General features: G+C 67.2%; 19 protein-coding genes and 1 tRNA gene. 6 read left to right on the forward strand and 14 right to left on the reverse strand.

The features are described from left to right. Window positions 1-83: 83 nt before the first annotated feature. The gene (locus tag ACFY5A_RS16985; RefSeq protein ID WP_387235803.1) at window positions 84-650 is read right to left on the reverse strand and encodes a nitroreductase family protein; all 567 of its coding nucleotides are present in this window, start codon (window positions 648-650) and stop codon (window positions 84-86) included. 66 nt (window positions 651-716) lie between these two features. Here ACFY5A_RS16985 and ACFY5A_RS16990 point away from each other — a divergent pair, with 66 nt between their 5' ends. Next, window positions 717-1,136 carry a GNAT family N-acetyltransferase gene (locus ACFY5A_RS16990; protein WP_341941844.1) on the forward strand — a complete coding sequence of 140 codons (420 nt, stop codon included), beginning with the start codon at window positions 717-719 and terminating at the stop codon, window positions 1,134-1,136. Window positions 1,137-1,334: 198 nt separating this feature from the next. Here the strand turns inward: ACFY5A_RS16990 and ACFY5A_RS16995 are convergent, their stop codons facing one another. The 5 genes from ACFY5A_RS16995 to ACFY5A_RS17015 all read right to left on the reverse strand — a co-directional run bounded on the left by ACFY5A_RS16995 (window position 1,335) and on the right by ACFY5A_RS17015 (window position 6,636). Then, window positions 1,335-1,589: a hypothetical protein gene (locus ACFY5A_RS16995; protein WP_387235807.1), complete on the reverse strand. Its 255-nt coding sequence runs from the start codon at window positions 1,587-1,589 to the stop codon at window positions 1,335-1,337. Between the two features lie 126 nt (window positions 1,590-1,715). Beyond that, window positions 1,716-4,682 carry a DEAD/DEAH box helicase gene (locus tag ACFY5A_RS17000; protein WP_387235810.1) on the reverse strand — a complete coding sequence of 989 codons (2,967 nt, stop codon included), beginning with the start codon at window positions 4,680-4,682 and terminating at the stop codon, window positions 1,716-1,718. Further along, window positions 4,679-5,491, reverse strand: coding sequence for a Hachiman antiphage defense system protein HamA (locus tag ACFY5A_RS17005; protein ID WP_387235813.1), 813 nt, complete (start codon window positions 5,489-5,491; stop codon window positions 4,679-4,681). Before ACFY5A_RS17005 ends, ACFY5A_RS17000 begins: the two co-directional genes overlap by 4 nt. Before the next feature lie 650 nt (window positions 5,492-6,141). After that, window positions 6,142-6,333 (reverse strand): helix-turn-helix transcriptional regulator, encoded by a 192-nt coding sequence (locus ACFY5A_RS17010; RefSeq protein ID WP_387235815.1) that lies wholly within the window; start codon window positions 6,331-6,333, stop codon window positions 6,142-6,144. Window positions 6,334-6,562: 229 nt separating this feature from the next. Continuing rightward, window positions 6,563-6,636: transfer RNA gene (locus tag ACFY5A_RS17015), tRNA-Pro, on the reverse strand. A 110-nt stretch (window positions 6,637-6,746) separates the two neighbouring features. Between ACFY5A_RS17015 and ACFY5A_RS17020 the strand changes: the two genes are divergently transcribed. The 5 genes from ACFY5A_RS17020 to ACFY5A_RS17040 are packed head-to-tail and all read left to right on the forward strand — an operon-like array spanning window position 6,747 to window position 10,473. After that, window positions 6,747-7,331, forward strand: a complete 585-nt coding sequence (locus tag ACFY5A_RS17020) for a GNAT family N-acetyltransferase (protein WP_387235818.1) — start codon at window positions 6,747-6,749, stop codon at window positions 7,329-7,331. Between the two features lie 16 nt (window positions 7,332-7,347). Next, entirely contained in the window at window positions 7,348-7,803 is a 456-nt protein-coding gene (locus ACFY5A_RS17025) for a hypothetical protein (protein ID WP_387235821.1), read from the forward strand. Continuing rightward, entirely contained in the window at window positions 7,803-8,462 is a 660-nt protein-coding gene (locus ACFY5A_RS17030) for a lysoplasmalogenase family protein (RefSeq protein WP_387235824.1), read from the forward strand. The genes ACFY5A_RS17025 and ACFY5A_RS17030 overlap by 1 nt, the downstream gene beginning before the upstream one ends. Beyond that, window positions 8,462-8,845, forward strand: coding sequence for an RNA-binding S4 domain-containing protein (locus tag ACFY5A_RS17035; protein ID WP_223586219.1), 384 nt, complete (start codon window positions 8,462-8,464; stop codon window positions 8,843-8,845). Before ACFY5A_RS17030 ends, ACFY5A_RS17035 begins: the two co-directional genes overlap by 1 nt. Window positions 8,846-8,883: 38 nt before the next feature. After that, complete coding sequence (locus tag ACFY5A_RS17040) at window positions 8,884-10,473, forward strand: DUF222 domain-containing protein (protein WP_387235827.1); 1,590 nt, start codon at window positions 8,884-8,886, stop codon at window positions 10,471-10,473. 182 nt (window positions 10,474-10,655) lie between these two features. On the opposite strand, the gene ACFY5A_RS17045 is transcribed toward ACFY5A_RS17040, so the two are convergent. The 8 genes from ACFY5A_RS17045 to ACFY5A_RS17080 form a co-directional block, all read right to left on the reverse strand. Further along, a complete protein-coding gene (locus ACFY5A_RS17045) occupies window positions 10,656-11,552 on the reverse strand; it encodes an NUDIX domain-containing protein (RefSeq protein WP_387235830.1) in 897 nt (298 codons plus the stop codon). Between the two features lie 112 nt (window positions 11,553-11,664). Then, window positions 11,665-13,137 carry a ribosome biogenesis GTPase Der gene (der, locus tag ACFY5A_RS17050; RefSeq protein WP_223587458.1) on the reverse strand — a complete coding sequence of 491 codons (1,473 nt, stop codon included), beginning with the start codon at window positions 13,135-13,137 and terminating at the stop codon, window positions 11,665-11,667. A 40-nt stretch (window positions 13,138-13,177) separates the two neighbouring features. Then, window positions 13,178-13,885 carry a (d)CMP kinase gene (cmk, locus tag ACFY5A_RS17055; protein ID WP_387235832.1) on the reverse strand — a complete coding sequence of 236 codons (708 nt, stop codon included), beginning with the start codon at window positions 13,883-13,885 and terminating at the stop codon, window positions 13,178-13,180. Beyond that, window positions 13,878-15,005 carry a prephenate dehydrogenase gene (locus tag ACFY5A_RS17060; RefSeq protein ID WP_387235978.1) on the reverse strand — a complete coding sequence of 376 codons (1,128 nt, stop codon included), beginning with the start codon at window positions 15,003-15,005 and terminating at the stop codon, window positions 13,878-13,880. Before ACFY5A_RS17060 ends, cmk begins: the two co-directional genes overlap by 8 nt. 8 nt (window positions 15,006-15,013) lie before the next feature. After that, complete coding sequence (locus ACFY5A_RS17065) at window positions 15,014-15,817, reverse strand: pseudouridine synthase (RefSeq protein WP_374197870.1); 804 nt, start codon at window positions 15,815-15,817, stop codon at window positions 15,014-15,016. 386 nt (window positions 15,818-16,203) lie between these two features. Continuing rightward, window positions 16,204-16,785 (reverse strand): SMC-Scp complex subunit ScpB, encoded by a 582-nt coding sequence (scpB, locus tag ACFY5A_RS17070; protein WP_341941791.1) that lies wholly within the window; start codon window positions 16,783-16,785, stop codon window positions 16,204-16,206. Beyond that, complete coding sequence (locus ACFY5A_RS17075; RefSeq protein WP_341942563.1) at window positions 16,775-17,536, reverse strand: ScpA family protein; 762 nt, start codon at window positions 17,534-17,536, stop codon at window positions 16,775-16,777. The genes scpB and ACFY5A_RS17075 overlap by 11 nt, the downstream gene beginning before the upstream one ends. Window positions 17,537-17,708: 172 nt before the next feature. Further along, window positions 17,709-18,599 carry a ParA family protein gene (locus ACFY5A_RS17080; RefSeq protein ID WP_105676861.1) on the reverse strand — a complete coding sequence of 297 codons (891 nt, stop codon included), beginning with the start codon at window positions 18,597-18,599 and terminating at the stop codon, window positions 17,709-17,711. Between the last annotated feature and the right edge of the window lie 30 nt (window positions 18,600-18,629).

The following is an 18,629-nucleotide window of genomic DNA, read 5'->3' on the forward strand; positions in this document are numbered from 1 at the left end:
TCCGGAGTGCTGACCGTCGCAGCGCTGGAGGGCTTCGAGCTTCTCGGCCATGAGTGGCGTCTCCGCAGGCGCAACCGCCGACGTCAACCCACCGCTCGCGCCCACGTGATGTCATCGAGCGGCATCCGCTCCCGGCTCGTTCCCGCGCCCGCGAGCTGTCGAGCACCGGCCTCCGGCACACCGATCGCCGCCATGGTGGTCACTTCCCAGTGCGGAGGAACCTGGAACTCGTCGGCCACCGCTGCCCGGTCGAACGCGCGGAACTGGTGGACGTGCATCCCCATCTCGTAAGCCTGGAACGTCAGGTGCGCCAACGCCTGACCGAGGTCGTAGTGCGCGAACTCCGAGTACTCGAAGTCAGAATCCTCGACGTGACGGTGAGCGAGATTCGCCAGGAGAAGCCCGGCGCCTGCGGCCCAGATCGAGGAACTGCGCGCCAGGTGGGCCGTCAACCGTCGGTGAACATCATCACCGCGGCGCCCCACGATGAACGACCACGGTTGCGAGTTGCCCGCCGAAGGCGCGTGCCGTGCCGCATCGAGGAGGGCATCCACCTCTTCACCGGAAAGAGTGCTGCGCGGATCGAACCGAAGAGGACTGAACCTCCCCCTCACGAACGGGTGCAACTGAACGTGGGTGACTGCCGGCATGGAACCATCCAACCAGCGGGAGGCTCTTCGGATTCCCCCCTGCCGACTTCGTGATAGTCATGGATCATGACCAGCCAGTACTTCTTCTCGAGCGAGTCGGACCGGATCGACCGCACGCTCGTGCACCGGTGGTTGTCTGAGGCGTCGTACTGGGCGGTCGGTCGCCCCCGAGCGGTGCAGGACGCAGCCATCGACTCGTCGCGCAACTACGGCGTGTGGAACGAGACCTCTGGGGAGCAAGTCGCGTATGCCCGCGTCATCACGGACGGCGTGACGTTCGCCTGGCTCTGCGACGTGTTCGTGGCTCCGGAGGTGCGAGGCGTCGGCGTGGGAAAGATGCTGATGTCTGGTGTCATCGCCGACCTGGAGCCGTTGGGGTTGCGCCGGACTCTCCTTGCGACGGCAGATGCGCACGGGCTCTACGAGCAATACGGCTTCTCCGAACTGCCGGTGCCCTCTCAATTCATGGCTCGAATGCAGTCCTGAGACTGCCTCGTTGACGTCGACACGGCGTCAACCGCGATGCGCGGCGTGTCGGGAGCTCCGCCATCATGATCGGCGAGCCGACGGAGACACTTGCCACATACAGCGCTACGCGGCCGCAGCGGTCTTGAGGCGTCGCAACGCCATGCCTGACTCACCGCGAATGCGGCCACGTCAGTCGATCCTTGGCGGGAGGAAGCCCTAGCGGCCGACTCCGAGTTCCTTGGTGAACGGGATATCTGCTGCATCCGGGCCGAACGGCTCGGTCGGGTCCAGGTTCTTCATTACGATCATCTGCCCATCGAAGCTCGCCTGGATGTCGCGATAGAAGTCAGCGACGATCCCTGCAGGAAGCGAATGATCGAGCTGCACCGGCGAACTGCGTCCAGGCGGGTGATAGGTGACTAGCGGCGAGTAGAGCACGATGAAACCCGGGTGCACGATGTCGCGATCCAAGCAGCACTGCGCGAGCCCCACGGCGAACGCAGCATGAAGGACTGCGCAGAAAGAGCGATTCGTACGCTGAGCTCGCGCGCCTCCTTATGACCAGAAGGAGGGCTTCGGCCCCGAGAGGACTTGCCCCTAGATGAGCCTCCTGATTGCCACGTCCGCAACGGTGCGCTGGTAGACCAGCTCGCCCAGGCGAGGAAGCCAGGTGTCAGTGTCCGCGAGAAGGTCCCGGGCGATCGTCCACGGGGTTGAAAGCGAAAGGAGGTTCCCGGGCGAGCTCATCGCCGAGTGCGCGCCAAGTTTCACTGCCGCGGCCCGGTGTCGGACGCCCTTGGCCATCAGTTCACGAGCAGCCGCGGTGGAGACACCGAACCGCAGGAAGTCAGGGAACGAGGTGACCGCTGGGGCGAGGGTGACGCCCTCCGACGCCAGATGCTGCTGGAGGATGGCCACTGCTTGCTCTACCAGGGTCACCAAGTCGAACAAGACGAGCTTGGCGTGGATGCGAAGCAGCACGTCAATGCTGACTCCTGCGCGCGCTGCGAGCGCTGTGAACGGCAGCCCCTCTAGCCAGGCCAGCAGTAGCCCGGACAGGGATACAGCGAGGTCGGTTACGTCCGTCCGCCGGTACACGGTCTCCGCTTCCCGGGTGAAACCGGGCTGTTCGAGTGCCCAGTCGACGACGAGGCGTACCAGGACAGGGTCCAGTGGTGACTCGATGCTCTCCCAGTTCGCATACCGGGGCAGGAGCCCATCGAGCACTGCGTCGACCAGACGAGGTCGTGCCGACGTCTCCTGCGCCATCGAGAGGCGCCCGGACGCCCGCATCTCGACAAGACGTTGCGCGCGGAGCTCGAACACACTGAACAGCATCTGCCGTTCCTGCTCCGTCGCCCGTGCCGCCGCGAAGGTCTCCGCGGCGAGCGTTTCGGCGATGCTGACGAACTGCTCCGCACCCAGCTCGTCTCGAATCAGCTCGATTAGCGCCGCATCAACCCCGTCGACGAGGGAGAACAGCACTGGGTTCGCTTCCAGCACCCGATTGGTGAGTTGCAGTTGCTGGCGGGCGAGCGCGCGTTCCAACCTCTGCACCAAGGTGATCAACGCACCCGCAACCGGTTCACCGGGCTGTCCTTCTGCGACAGGGCTGACGACCGCCCAGTCATCGGGGTTCGCACAGATCACCAGCCCGCGTGTCGAGCTTCCCGCCCGTCCTGCTCGACCGACCAGATTCTTAATGTCGCGGGCGAGCATTGCCTTGGGTGCGCTTCCGTCGGAGCTGCGCTTCACGGAGTAGAGAACCATCGTCCGCAACGGCAGATTCACGCCTTCCGCCAACGTGCTCGTGCACAACACCATAGGTATGCGCCGGTCCGAAACCAGCTCCTCGAGAACCTCGCGGGCTTCCTGTGGCACGTCGCCGTGGTGAACGATCGCGCCCTCGCGGAGTGCCCGCGTTCCCACCCAGTCGTCGCCGAACTCTCCGGTTAGATAAGCCACCGCTGATTCAACGGCCGCGTCGTCCGTCACATAAGCCATCGGCTTCGGCAAGTCGAGACCTGCTGCGATCTGCTTGAGGAGCTCGTTGGCAAGGCCCAGAACGCCCCGGTCGCCGCCCTTCTCCGTCGCGAACACAGCAACCGGGCCCAACGTCAGCGCTTTCCGTGCTGTGGCCACCGCCAAGGTCTTCGTGGAACCGTAGTCGTAGGTGTTCAGCCGCCCCGTCGACGGGTTCGTGAACTGAAAATCCTCCAGACCCAGGAACTCCGGCAATGTATGCGACGGTAACGATGTGGACGGCTCGTGCAGCTCCAGCCCAACCTTGCGTTGTCGACCCGAACCAGAAGGGCGCAGCACCGCGAACTCCGCCACCGCTGGCCGGTATTCACTGCGCACCACCGTACCGTCGGAGCCGCCCAGCCAAGTGTTGATCTCTTCCACGTTGGGGACGATCGCTGACACGAACACGATCCGCGGGGCCGGGGTTCGCGCCTTCAGCCGTGCCAGCAGCAGCTCCAGCCCCACTCCGCGAGACTCACTGTCGAGAAGGTGCCCTTCATCACAGACGACCAGCGAGATCTCCGACAGCAATTCCGGGTGAGCGCCGACGAGCCCGGTCAAGGCTTCCGGCGTGGCGATGATGACGCGGACCTCTTCCAGATCGTCGCTCTCCTCGATCCCCGGAACCGTTCCGCCGTACACCGTCCGCGACCGTAACCCCATTGCCGTCAGGTGCCGGCCGACACTGCCGCGCAGCTCACGGGCCAACGCCCGGTACGGAACCAACAGCACCGCCTTGCTCTCTGGGAAGCGGCTCAGATGGTCGAAGATGAGCGTCTCTGTCAGCGCGGTCTTGCCTGCTCCCGTCGGCATCTGCAATGAATAGGACTCAGAGCTCGTCAGCAGTCCCGCATCGATGGCTTCCATCTGCGACGGGAAGAAGTCCCACACCGGCTGCCTGCGGTCTAGGAACGACTCCACCAGAGGATCCCACCGCCGCGTCGCCCCGTCGGGGAGAACCGCGCGAAGGTTCGTGCGCTGGAAGCGCTCAACCAGAACCGCATACAGGCGATGGGCGACCCACTCGTCAGGACCAACATCCAGCGCGCGACCCGCTTCCTCCTGCGCGGCGACAACCAGCTCGTCGACAATGCTCGTGTTCCCGGCTCGAACCGCGTCGACCAGCACCTGCGTCGAGAAAGAAACAGGATTCACAGACCGAGTGAGGAGCTCGTACGCCGCCCGCTGGGCATCGACCTCCCAGAACTGCGGATCGGCGAGTCGCATCGTCATTACCGCCGAGGCAGGATAGCCGCCCTGATAGAACGCAACCGCCGCAAAGAACAACGCATCCGCACGAGCACCGTCCCGCAGATCCCGGCTCACCGTCTCAAGTGCACGACCGAGCGATGCCCAATCCAGCGGTTCCCCGCCCCCGGTACGCACCATGTCGAACAGCTCGCCGACCAGAGAGTAGTAAAGGTCCGTCGTGCGATTGTCGAGGTAATCAAGTTGTCCCAGGTGGGCCGACAACCGGAAGTCCACAATCGTCTGCTGTGTCTCCGCATCTGCGATCCACCGACCCAAACTTTCTCTCACGCGACATCCTCGACGTCTTCTGCGGTCAACAGCGCGGCGTCGAAGACCCGCTCGTAGGTCTCCTTCAAGTCAGGGACCGAGATCACGATCAACGCCCGCTCGCTAGGAGGAGGGGGGACCACACCGATCAACTCGTCGGCGACCAGACTCGCGCAGATAACTGCCACCGCGCGGAACTCCCGTGTCGCCTCCGGATGGTCTACAGGGTGGATGAATCTGTCCAGCTGCTCGATTGAGATAGTTGACAGCCCCGTGTTGATCGCTCGTTCCTTGAGCCAGTTCAGCGTCTTCACGAACCGTCGTGAGCTGTCCTTTTCCGAGTCCGCGATCGCACTGGCGATCGGCGTGGACGTACCGCTGGTGGACTTCGTCTTCACCTCAGCACAGATGATCCGATCATCCGCCGACGCCGCTGGCCACAGCGGAAGGATCATCTGCACCACATCAGAACCGGGAGCAGGCTTCGTACGATCCTGCTTCAACCGCCACTTCTTCGGGTCCAGAACGATCCCGGGATGCTCGCTCGCAGCATGGAACAGCGCCGTGAGAATCTCACCGAAGTCACCCGCCATCGTCGATCCACGATCTGGAAGCTTCGACCCAACGATCGTGCGAGCAGACACCGACGTCTCCGCGATTCGGGCTTGCAGACTCGGATCAGAGATGTAGCACCGCCGCACCGGAACGCCTAGACGATCCGCGAACGTGGCAGCCTGCTCCACATCAATCTCGATTACCGCGAACGGAGTACTCTGCGTCGTCGAGAAGACCTCTCCGAGGGCCTCGAAATCGAGCTCTAGCTCCAGCACAACAAACCCCTATCCGCACACCCAGTTCACCAATACACGCCGTCTACCAGTCCGACACTACGAGATACATTTCAATACAGTCTGCTGGATAGCCCGGAGAGAACCGAGCCGCAGCGTCTCCGTCGCTCGCCAGGTGCAGAAACCGGCGGTCCCCGACTTCCTTTGTCAAGACGGACGGGATGCGGCGATACGCGCAACCCGCTGGGTTCCGCGGACATCCGGTACCGGTGTCGATCTCATGTCCTCCGTCGCGTCGGCCACTGTTGGCTGAATGAACAAGGCCCGCGATCTCCTTGAAGTTGCCACTACTGTCCTTGCCCCGTCCCCGCTGACGTCGGCCGTTTCGTTCATCCGTGTCTCGACTGTTCTCCTAGCTGACCGTGGAGCGGGGTGGCTCCTCTATCCCTGCCCAGCGTGAGGCAAATCAAATACACGCGCACGGACGTGGAACCCCTCGTTTCAGCCAGTTCGTCAACCGCGGACACTCGGGACGGGACGCCGACCGGACCAGAGCGCAGACCGATGCTCACCTATGCGCGGGAGCACTCCGTCGACTACGCCATCGTCCACAAGCTTGACCGGCTGGCTCGATCTCGTGCCGGCCGATCGACCCGAAGGTGCCGATGGTCAGGCGCTGCCGGCTCATCGGATCACCGCCCACCCGCCGGTGCAGGCAGCTCTGGATCGCGCTGCTGCTCGATCCAGATCTGCACGTCCGCGAGCGCGAACTTCAGATGCTTCCCGAAGCGATACGCGCGCGGGCCGAGACCATGAGCGCGCCCGTCGTAGTCGGTGGAGGCGGGAACCCCCGGGTACTCGGCGAGATCGCCGACGTCGAGCATCGGCTCCAGGCCCAGGGGTTGCCGGCCGGGCTGTGTTCGGTGTCCATACCGAACAGGTGCGTCCTGCGCCCACCCACGAATCGGCAACAACCAGCACGGTCGCTCCCATGCCGGAGCACGACGGCCCGAATGTGTCGTGAGAACGTCAAAGTGATGGTTCTTCGATGACCGGATCACGTCTCACCAACTGGAAAGTCCCGGAAACTCTTGAGTTTCCGGGACTTTGCGGTCGGGCTGACAGGATTTGAACCTGCGACCCCTTGACCCCCAGTCAAGTGCGCTACCAAGCTGCGCCACAGCCCGTTGTCCGTGGCTTTCGCCGCAGGCAACTCCCCTATCTTAGCCTGATGCTGAGGCCGTCCGCGAACCGAGCAGCGTTGCGTGTGTCGGAGGTCCGGCGTAGCGTCCCGTGCATGGCGACGATCACGACCGAGGTGGCGACGACAGCCCGGTGGAGCGATGTGCAGCACGCGCTCACGGGCGGCGGGGATGGCGCGAGCTGCCAGTGCATCTGGCCCGTGCTCAGCAACAAGGACTGGAATTCGACGACGAAAGACCAGCGCACCGAGATGCTGCGCGCGGAGATCGACGAGGGGCCTCCCCCGGGCATCATCGCCTACGTCGACGGCGACGCCGCGGGCTGGATCCGCATCGGGCCCCGCACGCGACAGGCGCGGGTTCCGCGAACGCGCATCATCGCAGCAGCCTCGACCGAACCGTTCGACGATGCCTCGGTCTGGGCGGTCACCTGCTTCGTGGTGCGCCGAGAGCATCGGGGCTCCGGCCTCAACCTCGACCTGCTCCGCGCCGCCGTCGACTATGCGCGCGGGTCAGGCGCCCGCGTGATCGAGGGCTATCCGGTCGACACCGGTGGCGAGAAGCAGCGCTCGAACGAGCTGTTCCACGGCACCCTCGGCACCTTCCTCGCCGCGGGATTCGAGGAGAAGACAGACCTCAAGCCGGGCCGTTCCCTCGTCGCCCTCGAACTCGCCCCCTGACCACTAGCGTGGAGGCATGAGCGACCAGCATCCGATCGTCGAAGACGCCGAGCTCGGCCCCCTCGTCCGCGCGACCACCGAGCTCACCGACGGCGACGTGCTCGTCTCCGACTGGTACATCGGCGGCATCACGACCGACGGCGGAGAGCTCGACCTCATGATCGAAGGCACGAGCCCCGACGAGATCGCTCCGCTGCTCCCCCGGCTCCGCGAGGTCGTCTCGCGCCTCGACGCACTGCGACGCGTCGCCTCGGATGCCGTGGTCACGCAGTTCAGCACTGGAGACCCCGAGCCGCACGAGCTCGAGGAGGCAGCATCCGACCTGACCCTCGAGACGATCGAGGCGTCGGCCGATGGCACGATCATCCTGCACCTCACCGACGGCTGCGGCGAGCACTTCCCCGATGGGTACTGGCCGGCGGTGCACCTCGGCGCCGATGACCGGGTCGATCAGGTCACCGTCGAGACCTGATGAAGAACCGCGCTCTCCTCTGGGCGTTCGCGCCCTACATCGTCGCGTCGACGCTTCACGTGATCCTGCTCGCCGTGCAGAGTCCTCTGGCCGCGCCGACGAAGCTCATCCTGATGCCGCTCCTGCTGGTTCCCGTGCTGGTGTCGGCCGGACGGCTGAAACCCCGCGCCGCCATGGTGCTGATCCTCGCCGCCCTGCTCTTCTCCTGGCTCGGCGACGGCGCCGGTGCGTTCTTCCCCTCAGCCCCGGAGCTGCCGCTCATGCTCGCGTTCTTCGGCATCGCTCATCTCGCCTACATCGCGCTCTTCGCACGACACCTTTCTCGACGACGGATGCCGTGGTGGGGGCTCGTCTACGCCGCATGGTGGATCGCCATGGTCAGCGTGATCGGGCCGCACGCGGGAGGACTGTTCCCCGCGGTCGCGGTCTACGGACTCGTGCTCGGCAGCACAGCCGCCTTCTCCACGCGGTGCGGTCCCGTGGTCGCGATGGGCGGCGCGTTCTTCCTCGCGAGCGATTCGATCCTCGCGTTCCGCCTCTTCCTGCCCGACGCGCTCCCGTCGTGGAGCAGCCCCGCCGTCATGCTCACCTACACGATCGGGCAGGGCCTCATCATCGCCGGGGCGCTCCTCGCGCTCCGCACACGGAAGGTCACCTGATGGACTCCGCACGCGTCGACAGCTGGCTCTGGGCGATCCGCGTGTACAAGACGCGCTCCGCGGCAACGACTGCATGCCGCGCGGGGCATGTACGACTCAACGGCGACAAGGTCAAGGCGGCGCAGGCCGTGCGCATCGGCGATGAGCTGCGCATCCGCATCTCCGGATTCGACCGGATCCTCATCGTCCGACAGCTCCTCGTCAAGCGCGTCGGCGCCCCGGTCGCGGCACTCGCCTACGAGGACCGCACGCCAGAGCGCGAGCCGCAGGCCGCGCTGGGGCTGCGCGACCGCGGAGCGGGCCGTCCCACCAAGCGAGAACGCCGGGAGATCGATCGGCTCCGCGGACGCGACCCAGACGACCAGGAGTTCCCCCATTCCTGACGGTTCACTCTTTCGTACGTTTGTTCTAATCTGGATCCATGGCCCACCGCACCGATCTCGACCTCGACCTCGAGGAACGACGTCGTGTTCTCGACGCCTGGGCGCTGAAGCGCCGGCAGATCGCCGTGCTTGAGGCCGAGGCCGCTGAACTGCTGATCGAGCAGTTCGACATCCACGATCAGGATGTGGCGGAGAGTCCCTACCATCGCGACGCCATCTACCGGTCGATGATCGCGGAGTTCTCGGCAGCCGCGCGCATCCCGAGGTCGTCGATGGAGTTCGCGTTCGCCGATGCACGATCCCTCCGCGACAGCATGCCCGGCATCCGTGCCGCTTTCGCCGACGGTCGCATCACCGCCGCCCACGTCCGCGAGATCGTACGGGCGGGAGCGGTCGTCGCCGAGGCGATCGCGAACCGCCGAGCGGATGCAGCCGTCATGGCGCTGTTCGAGGCCGCGGCGCTCGTCGTCGCAGAATGCGACACGGCAGCTCGCACCCGCGCCCACGCGCGAGAGGTCGCCGCGTCTCTCGTGGGAGAGACGCTCGTCGAACGCCATCGTCGCGCCGCCAAGGACCGCGGCGTCTCCGTGACGTCGCTCGACGACGGGCTCGCCCTGCTCACGGCGGTTCTCCCCGAGTGGATCGCCCTTGCGATCCAGGACCGGCTCACGCACGTCGCGCGAGAGGTCATCGATGCCAGGGGAACACGCGAGCCCCAACTCGACCCGTCAGCCATCGACCCCGGCGCGGACTCCCTCCACGCCGAGGACGTCGATCTCGCCGATCCCTTCTTCGACGCGTTCCTCGCCGATCCGTTCGCCCCCGCGAACCTCGCCGATACCAGCGCCGACACCACCGCTGACGCTGCTTCTGCCGAGCGCGACTCGCCGCCGGGGACCGATTCCGGCGCCGACGCGGATTTCGGTGCCGATGCCGATGCCGATGCCGATGCCGATGCCGATGCCGATGCCGGCATGATCTTCAGCGATGATCGAGCGACTTTCGCGCGTGATCCGCTCACCGACGTCGAGCACATCCCCGCAGACGAGCGTTCCCTGGACGAGATCCGCGCCGATGTCCTCACCGACATGCTCCTCACCGCCACTCCGAGCACAGCCTTCGGCGATGCCCTCGACGACGTTCACGCCCGGATTCAGGTCACGGTCGCGGCGACCACACTCGCGGGGCTCGACGATCGACCCGCGCAGCTCGACGGTCATGGGGCGCTCGACGCTGACATCGCACGGGCCCTCGCAGGGAGGAACAGCGGATGGACGCGACTTTTCCTCGATCCGTCCGGCCTCGTCGTCGAGACCGACACGTACACGCCCACCACCGCGATGAAGAGGTTCCTGCGGGCGCGTGACCAGCACTGTCGCTTCCCGGGATGCCGAATGCCGGTGCACCGCAGCGAGATCGATCACAACCACGATCATGCCAAGGGCGGACGGACGGCGGTAGACAATCTGGCGCACTTCTGCAGAACCCACCACGCGCTCAAGCATCCCGACGTGCCCGACCCGCACAGGTGGACGGCTCAACAGCGCCCCGGAGGCTCCATCACCTGGACCAGTCCGCTCGGGCGCGCGTACACCGAGCGCACACCGCGACGGGTGATGTTCGTCTGACCTGCACGCCGGACGATCTCGGAGGCTCCGCGGACGAGGCTCGGAAGGCAGGGCTTAGAGGGCGCCGGAGGCTTGGAGGGGCCGGGGGCTTGGAGGGCCGGGCGTTCGCAGGCCTCAGAGGGCTCAGAGGGTTCAGAGGGTTCAGAGGGCTCTCAGCGCGCAGAGGACTCAGAGCACAAACCTCAGCGATCGAGAGCGCGCAGTAGCCACCCGGCAGACAGCACACGGGCGCCGAGAGCCTCCACCTGCGCAGTGAGGCCGCGGTCGCTGGTGACGACGGTGACCGAGCGGCCTATCGAGAGCAGCCGAGCGGCCTCGTCGATGATCGCGTCGTCCCCGGCGGCATCCGCCCTGACCACCCGCACGGGAGATTCCTCGGATTCGATCGCCCGCGCCCGACCTTCGACGACCAGCGACACCTCGGGGAACCAGGTCGTCGCTCCGATGCCGAGATCCTCCGCCGGCACGGCGAGATCGACTAGGCGGTCCCGCAGCCGCGCTGCCGCTCCGGCTCGGTCCTTCCACCAGCCGTTCGGCACCGAGCCGACGACGTTCGCGGCGTCGACGACGATCGCAGGACGCTCGTCGAGCAGGGTCCGAAGCATCGGCCAGGACGAAGCGAATCCCGGATGCAGCGGACGCGCATCGACGTCCTCGACCGGCACCCACTCCAGCGCCACGCTCTCCGGGTCGCTGATCACGGGTTCGAAGGGCTCTACGACGTCAGCGACGACCGTCGTGTATGACCAGATCGACAGGTCCAGCACGCTCGTCACACGTACGCGCACGGCGCCGTCCGGGACGCCCGCTTCTTCCTGCGCCTCACGCACAGCTCCAATGATGGCGCTCTCGCCCTCGTGCATCGCACCGCCGGGGAGGCCCCAGGTGCCGCCGAAGTGGCTCCAGGCGACCCTGTGCTGCAGGAGCACGCCGCGTGCGGGATCGAAGGCGAGCAGCCCCGCGGCGCCGAACCGGCCCCAGTACCGCTCTCCCGTGTCCGCGATCACCCAGGCGTCGCCCGGGTTGCGCGGCCCCTCGGGGCGGCGCGGTTCACCAGCTGCGGGAGGTACGACCGTCACCCCTTCAGCCTGTCACAGCATCCGGGGTGCGGCGCACCGATCCGACACGAAGGGGAACCGAGCGGGTCCAGAGACGAGTCCCAGCCCTTCAGCCAACGAGCTCCCGGGCCGATCAGCGCTGACGCTTCTCCCGCACGCGCATGTTGACGACGATCGGGGTTCCCTCGAACTCGTACAGCTCGCGCAGGCGGCGCTGGATGAACCGGCGGTAGCCCGGGTCGAGGAATCCGGTCGTGAACAGCACGAACGTCGGCGGGCGCGTCGACGCCTGCGTGCCGAACAGGATGCGCGGCTGCTTGCCTCCGCGCAGCGGGTGCGGGTGCTCGGCGACGAGCTCGGCGAGGAACGCGTTGAACTTGCCGGTGGGGATGCGGCGATCCCAGTTCTCCAGCGAGGTCTCCAGCGCAGGAACCAGCTTGTCGAGGTGGCGACCGGTCTTCGCCGAGATGTTCACGCGCGGAGCCCACGCGACATGCGCGAGGTCCTGCTCGATCTCACGCTCGAGGTAGCGACGACGGTCCTGGTTCTCCAGGTCGTCGTCGTTCAGGCGATCCCACTTGTTGAACGCGAGCACGAGCGCGCGGCCGGACTCGAGCACGAGGTCGATGATGCGCACGTCCTGCTCGCTGATCGTCTCGGACACGTCGAGAACGACCACCGCGACCTCGGCCTTCTCCAGCGCCGCGGAGGTGCGCAGCGACGCGTAGAAGTCGGCGCCCTGAGCCATGTGCACGCGGCGACGGATACCGGCGGTGTCGACGAAGCGCCACAGCTTGCCGCCCAGCTCGACGATCTCGTCGACCGGGTCGCGCGTGGTTCCGGCGAGGTCGTTCACGACGACCCGCTCTTCACCTGCGGCCTTGTTCAGCAGCGACGACTTGCCGACGTTCGGGCGCCCGAGGATCGCGACGCGGCGAGGGCCGCCGATCTCCTGCTTGGCGACGGCCGAGATCTCGGGGAGCGTCTTCAGGATCGCGTCAAGGAGGTCGGCGACGCCGCGGCCGTGGATCGCGGAGACCGGGTGGGGCTCGCCGAGGCCCAGGTTCCACAGGGCTGCGGCCTCCGGCTCCTGGCGCGCGTCGTCGATCTTGTTCGCGACCAGGAACACGGGCTTGCCGCTCTTGCGGAGCATCTTCACGACGTGCTCGTCGGTGGACGTCGCCCCGACCATGGCGTCGACGACGAACAGCACGACGTCGGACAGGTCGATCGCGACCTCGGCCTGCGCCGCCACCGAGCGGTCGATGCCGCGGGCGTCGGGCTCCCACCCGCCGGTGTCGACGAGTGTGAAGCGGCGGTCGTTCCACTCGGCCTTGTACGTGACGCGGTCGCGGGTGACACCGGGGGTGTCCTCCACGACGGCCTCACGACGGCCGAGGATGCGGTTCACGAGCGCGGACTTGCCGACATTCGGCCGTCCGACGATCGCGACGACCGGGAGGGCCGGCATGAACTGGATGCCGTCCTCGTCCATCGTGATCCCGGCGAGAAGCGCAGCGTCTTCATCGTCGAGCTCGTAGTCGGCGAGACCCGCGCGCAGAGTCTCCGCGCGCTGCTCGGCGAGGTGCTCGTCGAGCGCCTCCATCTTCTCTGCGAGGTGGTCGGGGCCGCCTTCGTATTCGTCGTCAGCCACTGTGTGCTCCTCGGAGTCGTTCGATCACCGCGAGTACGGCATCGATGGTCTGGGGGAAATCAAGATCCGTCGAATCGACGACCTCCACGCCCTCTGCGGCGTTGAGGAAGTCGACGACGGCGCTGTCCGATGCGTCGCGCTTGTGCAGCGCGGCGGCGACGGAGGCAGCGTTCTCACCGGCGAGCTCGCCCGCCCGGCGCGCAGCGCGCACCTCGGGGGCAGCGGTGAGAAGGATGCGGACGGGAGCGTCGGGGGCGACGACAGTGGTGATGTCGCGTCCCTCCACGACGACCGCGTCGAACGGGGCCCCGGCCACGAGCGAGCGGAACAGCTCGTTCACCTGCGCGCGGACCTCGGGCACGCGCGCCACGCCACTGACCGCGCCCGACACGTGCGGTGCGCGGATCGCCTCGGTGACGTCGACGTCGCCCACGCGCACCGTGCGGTCGTCGGGGTCGAGCCCCAACCGCACGGGGAAGTCGGATGCCGCGGCGAGGACTGCTGCGGCATCCGCCGTGTCCGCCCCTCGATCGAGGACGTGCCAGGCCAGCGCGCGGTACGCGGAGCCGGTGTCGAGGTAGCCGAAGCCGAGCATGCGCGCGACGGCCTTCGACACGCTGGACTTGCCCGACCCCGCCGGGCCGTCGATGGCGATGAAGTCGGGAGTGCGCGCAGCGGTGGCGGTCGTCGTGTCAGTCATTGGTGTTCCCCGCAATCCGCCAGCCGCGTTCGGTGAGTCCGGTGACCGCGCCGTGCAGCGCGGCCGGGTCGACGCTGATCTCCGCCAGACCGAACTGCGCGCCGGGCGAGTGCTCGAGGCGGAGGTCTTCGACGTTGACTCCGAGTTCGCCGAGCTCGCCGAAGAGGCGTCCGAGCTGTCCTGCGGTGTCGTCGACCATGACGACCAACGACTCGAAGCGGCGGTTCTGTCCGTGCTTGCCAGGCAGACGCTCGACGCCGTCGTTGCCGTGACGGATCGTCTCCGCCACCGCACGCCGGGAACCGGGCGCCTCGGGAGCGCGCAGCGCATCCGACACCTCCCGGAGGTCTTCGGCGAGGGCGTCGAGGATCTCCACGACGGGGGCCGCGTTCGCGCCGAGGATCTGCACCCAGAGCTCGGGGGCGGATGCCGCGATGCGCGTCGTGTCGCGCACGCCCTGACCGGCGAGACGCAGAGCGCCCTCCTCCGCCTCGGCGAGGCGGCCGGCGAGCAGGCTCGCGACGACCTGGGGCACGTGGGAGGTCAGCGCGACCGAGCGGTCGTGCTCCTCCGGTGTCATCTCGATCGGCTGCGCGCCGACGTCGAGAGCCAGAGCCTCGACGAGTGCGAGATCGGCGGCCTTCGTCTCACCGTCACGGCACACGACCCACGGACGGCCGATGAACAGGTCGGCCCGCGCCGAGATCGCCCCGCCGCGCTCGCGACCGGCGAGCGGGTGCGAGCCGATGTAGCGGGCGAGATCGACACCGCGCGAGGTCAGTGCGCGGAAGGGCTCGAGCTTGACGCTCGCGACGTCGGTGACGACGGCATCCGGGTACCGCTCGAGTTCCGCCTGGATGACATCGGCGGTGACGTCAGGCGGCACGGCGACGACGATCAGGACGGGCGCGTCGTCGGCAGACGGGGCACGACCGGCGCCGTAGTCGATCGCCAGGCGCTGCTGTGCGGGAGACGTGTCGGAGAGCACGACATCGACGCCCTTCGCGCTGAGCGCGTGCCCGATGCTCGCACCGAGCAGCCCCGTGCCGACGATGCGGACGGTGCCCGAGAGACGCGACGCGACGGCGGTCGCCGTGCGCGGCGCGCTGGGCGCACTCATCGTGTCGGTCACTCGTTCTCCTGCTGCTCGCCTGGCGCCTCGGCGACACCGGAATCACGGCGCGACAGAGTAAGCAGCGCGCCTAGTTCGATTTTAGTCAGTTCGCGGCTCTTCCCCGCCGGGAGCGTTCCCAGGTGCAGCGGACCGAACTGGCGTCGCACGAGTTCGGTGACGGGATGCCCGACCGCCGCCATCATGCGGCGGACGATCCGGTTGCGTCCGGAATGCAGCGTGAGCTCGACGAGACTCGACCCCCGCGAGGTGTCCAGCAGCCGCGCCTTGTCAGCCGCGATGGGCCCGTCCTCCAGCTCGATGCCCTTCGTGAGCTTCGAGATCGTCTGGGCGGTGACCTCCCCCTCGACCTTGGCGATGTACACCTTGGTGACGCCGAACGACGGATGCGCGAGGACGTGCGCGAGCGCGCCGTCGTTCGTGAGGATCAGCAGTCCGCTGGTCTCGGCATCCAGCCGGCCGACGTTGTACAGGCGCTCCTCGTAGTCCTTCGTGAAGAGCCGCAGATCAGGGCGGCCGCTCTCATCGCGCATGCTGCTCACGACGCCGGTGGGCTTGTTGAGCATCACGTAGCGCTTCGAGACATCGAGCTGCACAGCGGTGCCGTCGACATCGACGAGGTCGGTCTCCGGATCGATGCGGGTGCCGAGCTCGGTCACGACCACGCCGTTGACGCGGATGCGGCCCTCGACGATGTAGTTCTCGACCACGCGCCGGGAGGCCACGCCCGCTCCGGAGAGCACCTTCTGCAGGCGCACGCCCTCGGGGGCGGAGCCGTCTGTCATCGAACCATCAGTCATGAAACCATTCCTTCATCGAAGCACCCGCGCGGCACCGTACCGGCGACATCCGCTCGAGCGCTCATCGAACCAAACCTTCATCGACGCATCCCCACCGAGCCGCGATGGCGCCAACCGCACTCGTACTCATCGAACCAGACCCCCATCGACGCACCCGCACCGAGCCGCAACGGCGCCAGCCACACGCGTACTCATCGAACCAGACCCCCATCGACGCATCCCCACCGAGCCGCAACGGCGCCAGCCGCACGCGTACTCATCGAACCAGACCCCCATCGACGCACCCGCACCGAGCCGCGACGGCGCCAACCGCACGCGTACTCATCGGACCAGACCCCCATCGACGCACCCGCACCGAGCCGCAACGGAGCCAACCGCACTCGTACTCATCGGACCAGCCCCTCATCGAAGCCGTCTGCGCCGTCATCGAGCAGTGGGGAGATCGGAGGCAGCTCGTCGAGCGAGTTGATGCCCAGGTGCTGCAGCAGTGCATCCGTGGTGCCGTAGTTGATGGCGCCCGTCTCGGAGTCGGCGAAGAGCTCGGTGATGAGGCCGCGTGCGAGCAGGGTGCGCACGACGGAGTCCACGTTCACCGCTCGGATCGACGCGACCTGGCTGCGGGTGACCGGCTGCTTGTAGGCGATGACGGCGAGCGTCTCGAGCGCGGCCTGGGACAGTCGAGCAGGCGCCTGGCCGCCGATGAACTCCGCGACGAGGTCGTCGTGGTCCTCGCGCACGTAGAGCCGCCAGCCGCCTCCGACCTCGCGGAGCTCGAAGCCGCGACGCGGACCGCGGCCCTTGCCGTCGTAGTCGTCGACGAGCGTCTCGAGCGCCTGCCGCACGGCGGCCACGGGAGACCCCACGGCGGCGGCCAGCGCCACGAGTCCGATCGGCTCGTCGATGATGAGCATGATCGCCTCGATCTTCTCGGTCAGCACTCCCGCTGACGGTTCGAGGTCATCGGTCATAGTCGGCTCCCAGGGTGGCGAGTGATTCGTCCGACCAGTGGTCGGCGGCCCAGCGCAGCGTCAGCTCGCCGAGCGGTTCCAGTTGCTCGAAGGAGAGAGCCGCGTGGCGGTAGAGCTCCAGCACCGAGATGAAGCGCGCGACGACGATACCCGGTTCGCGGATGCCGGCGACGAGATCGCGGAAGCTCAGCGACTCGGCGCCGCGGAGCAGCGTCACCACGATCGCGGCCTGCTCACGGATGCTGACGAGCGGAGCGTGCAGGTGATCGAGTCCGACGTGCGGGATCTCCTTCGGCGCGAACGCGAGCAGGGCGAGTGCGGCGAAGTCGGCGGCGGAGAGAGACCAGACCAGCTCCGGCGTCTTCTTGCGATGCTTCTCGTCGAGTCGCACAGCGCGGACGTGCCGCCGGTCCTCGCGCTGCAGGCAGCGGGAGAACCACGCGGAGACCTCCTTGAAGGCCCGGTACTGCAGCAGTCGCGCGAACAGCAGATCCCGAGCCTCGAGCAGTGCGACGGCCTCGGCATCCACCAGCTCTCCCTGCGGAAGGAGTCCGGCGACCTTCATATCGAGCAGTGTCGCGGCGACCACGAGGAACTCCGACGCCTGGTCGAGCTCCTCATCGTCGTCCAGCTCCTTCAGGTAGGAGATGAACTCGTTCGTCACGGCGCTGAGCGAGACCTCGGTGATGTCCATCTCATGCTTCGAGATGAGATTCAGCAGCAGGTCGAACGGGCCGTCGAAGTTCGACAGGGAGACACGGAAACCGGAGTTCTCCTCGGGAGATGAGGTGTCCGAGGATTCCCCGGACGACGCGGTACTCGAAGACGACGCAGCCGCATCGGTCTCGTGGCGAGGGGTCTCGTCAGGCGACGCGGTTCCCGAAGACGACGCAGTCGCGTCGGTCTCGTGGCGAGGGGTATCGTCAGGCGACGGCGCCACGGGCGACCAGCTCCCGCGCCAGCCGCAGGTACGCCTGGGCGGCGGCGTGCTCCGGCGCGAACTCGGTGATGGGCACACCCGACACCGAGGCGTCGGGGAACTTCACGGTGCGGCCGATCACGGTCTCCAGGACGTCGTCGCCGAAGGCCTCGACCACGCGCTCGAGAACCTCGCGCGAGTGCAGCGTGCGCGGGTCGTACATCGTGGCGAGGAGGCCGTCCATGGTGATCGACGGGTTCAGCCGGTCGCGCACCTTGTCGATCGTCTCGATGAGGAGCGCGACGCCGCGGAGCGCGAAGAACTCGCACTCCAGTGGGATGATCACGCCGTGAGCGGCGGTGAGGGCGTTCACGGTGAGGAGTCCGAGCGACGGCTGGCAGTCGATGAGGATGACGTCGTACTCCCCCGCCACCTGGCGGAGCACGCGGGCGAGGATCGTCTCGCGCGCAACCTCGTTGACGAGGTGCACCTCGGCGGCGGAGAGGTCGATGTTCGCGGGCATCACGTCGAGTCCCTCGACGCCGGAGCGCACGATCGCATCGTGTGCGTCGCGCTTCGTGTCGAGCAGCAGGTCGTAGACCGTCGGCGTCTCGTGCGTCTGGATGCCGAGACCGGCCGACAGAGCGCCCTGCGGATCGAAGTCGACCGCGAGAACCTTGCGCCCGTACTCCGCGAGGGCCGCGGCGAGGTTGATGGAGGTCGTCGTCTTGCCGACGCCGCCCTTCTGGTTGCACAGTGCGATGATGCGCGCGGGGCCGTGAGACGCCAGCGGCTCCGGCGTCGGGAACCCGTGATAGGGACGACCGGTGGGTCCGATGGGTGTGTCGTCGGCCTTCTTCGCCTTCGCCCTGGACGTTGCCGCTCTCTCAGCCACCGGTTCTCCTGCTCCTTCGTGCTTGCTCGA

The sequence above is a fragment of the Microbacterium sp. NPDC012755 genome (assembly GCF_042901325.1).
Lineage (GTDB): Bacteria > Actinomycetota > Actinomycetes > Actinomycetales > Microbacteriaceae > Microbacterium > Microbacterium natoriense.

Coding starts and splice junctions, on each gene's coding strand:
- ACFY5A_RS16990 (WP_341941844.1), top strand. CDS start 717: ATGACCAGCCAGTACTTCTTCTCGAGCGAGTCGGACCGGATCGACCGC.
- scpB (WP_341941791.1), bottom strand. CDS start 16,785: ATGACCGATGACCTCGAACCGTCAGCGGGAGTGCTGACCGAGAAGATC.
- ACFY5A_RS17040 (WP_387235827.1), top strand. CDS start 8,884: ATGGCCCACCGCACCGATCTCGACCTCGACCTCGAGGAACGACGTCGT.
- ACFY5A_RS17025 (WP_387235821.1), top strand. CDS start 7,348: ATGAGCGACCAGCATCCGATCGTCGAAGACGCCGAGCTCGGCCCCCTC.
- ACFY5A_RS17065 (WP_374197870.1), bottom strand. CDS start 15,817: ATGACTGATGGTTCGATGACAGACGGCTCCGCCCCCGAGGGCGTGCGC.
- ACFY5A_RS17035 (WP_223586219.1), top strand. CDS start 8,462: ATGGACTCCGCACGCGTCGACAGCTGGCTCTGGGCGATCCGCGTGTAC.
- ACFY5A_RS17060 (WP_387235978.1), bottom strand. CDS start 15,005: ATGAGTGCGCCCAGCGCGCCGCGCACGGCGACCGCCGTCGCGTCGCGT.
- ACFY5A_RS17020 (WP_387235818.1), top strand. CDS start 6,747: ATGGCGACGATCACGACCGAGGTGGCGACGACAGCCCGGTGGAGCGAT.
- der (WP_223587458.1), bottom strand. CDS start 13,137: ATGGAGGCGCTCGACGAGCACCTCGCCGAGCAGCGCGCGGAGACTCTG.
- ACFY5A_RS16985 (WP_387235803.1), bottom strand. CDS start 650: ATGCCGGCAGTCACCCACGTTCAGTTGCACCCGTTCGTGAGGGGGAGG.
- ACFY5A_RS17030 (WP_387235824.1), top strand. CDS start 7,803: ATGAAGAACCGCGCTCTCCTCTGGGCGTTCGCGCCCTACATCGTCGCG.
- cmk (WP_387235832.1), bottom strand. CDS start 13,885: ATGACTGACACGACGACCGCCACCGCTGCGCGCACTCCCGACTTCATC.
- ACFY5A_RS17010 (WP_387235815.1), bottom strand. CDS start 6,333: ATGCTCGACGTCGGCGATCTCGCCGAGTACCCGGGGGTTCCCGCCTCC.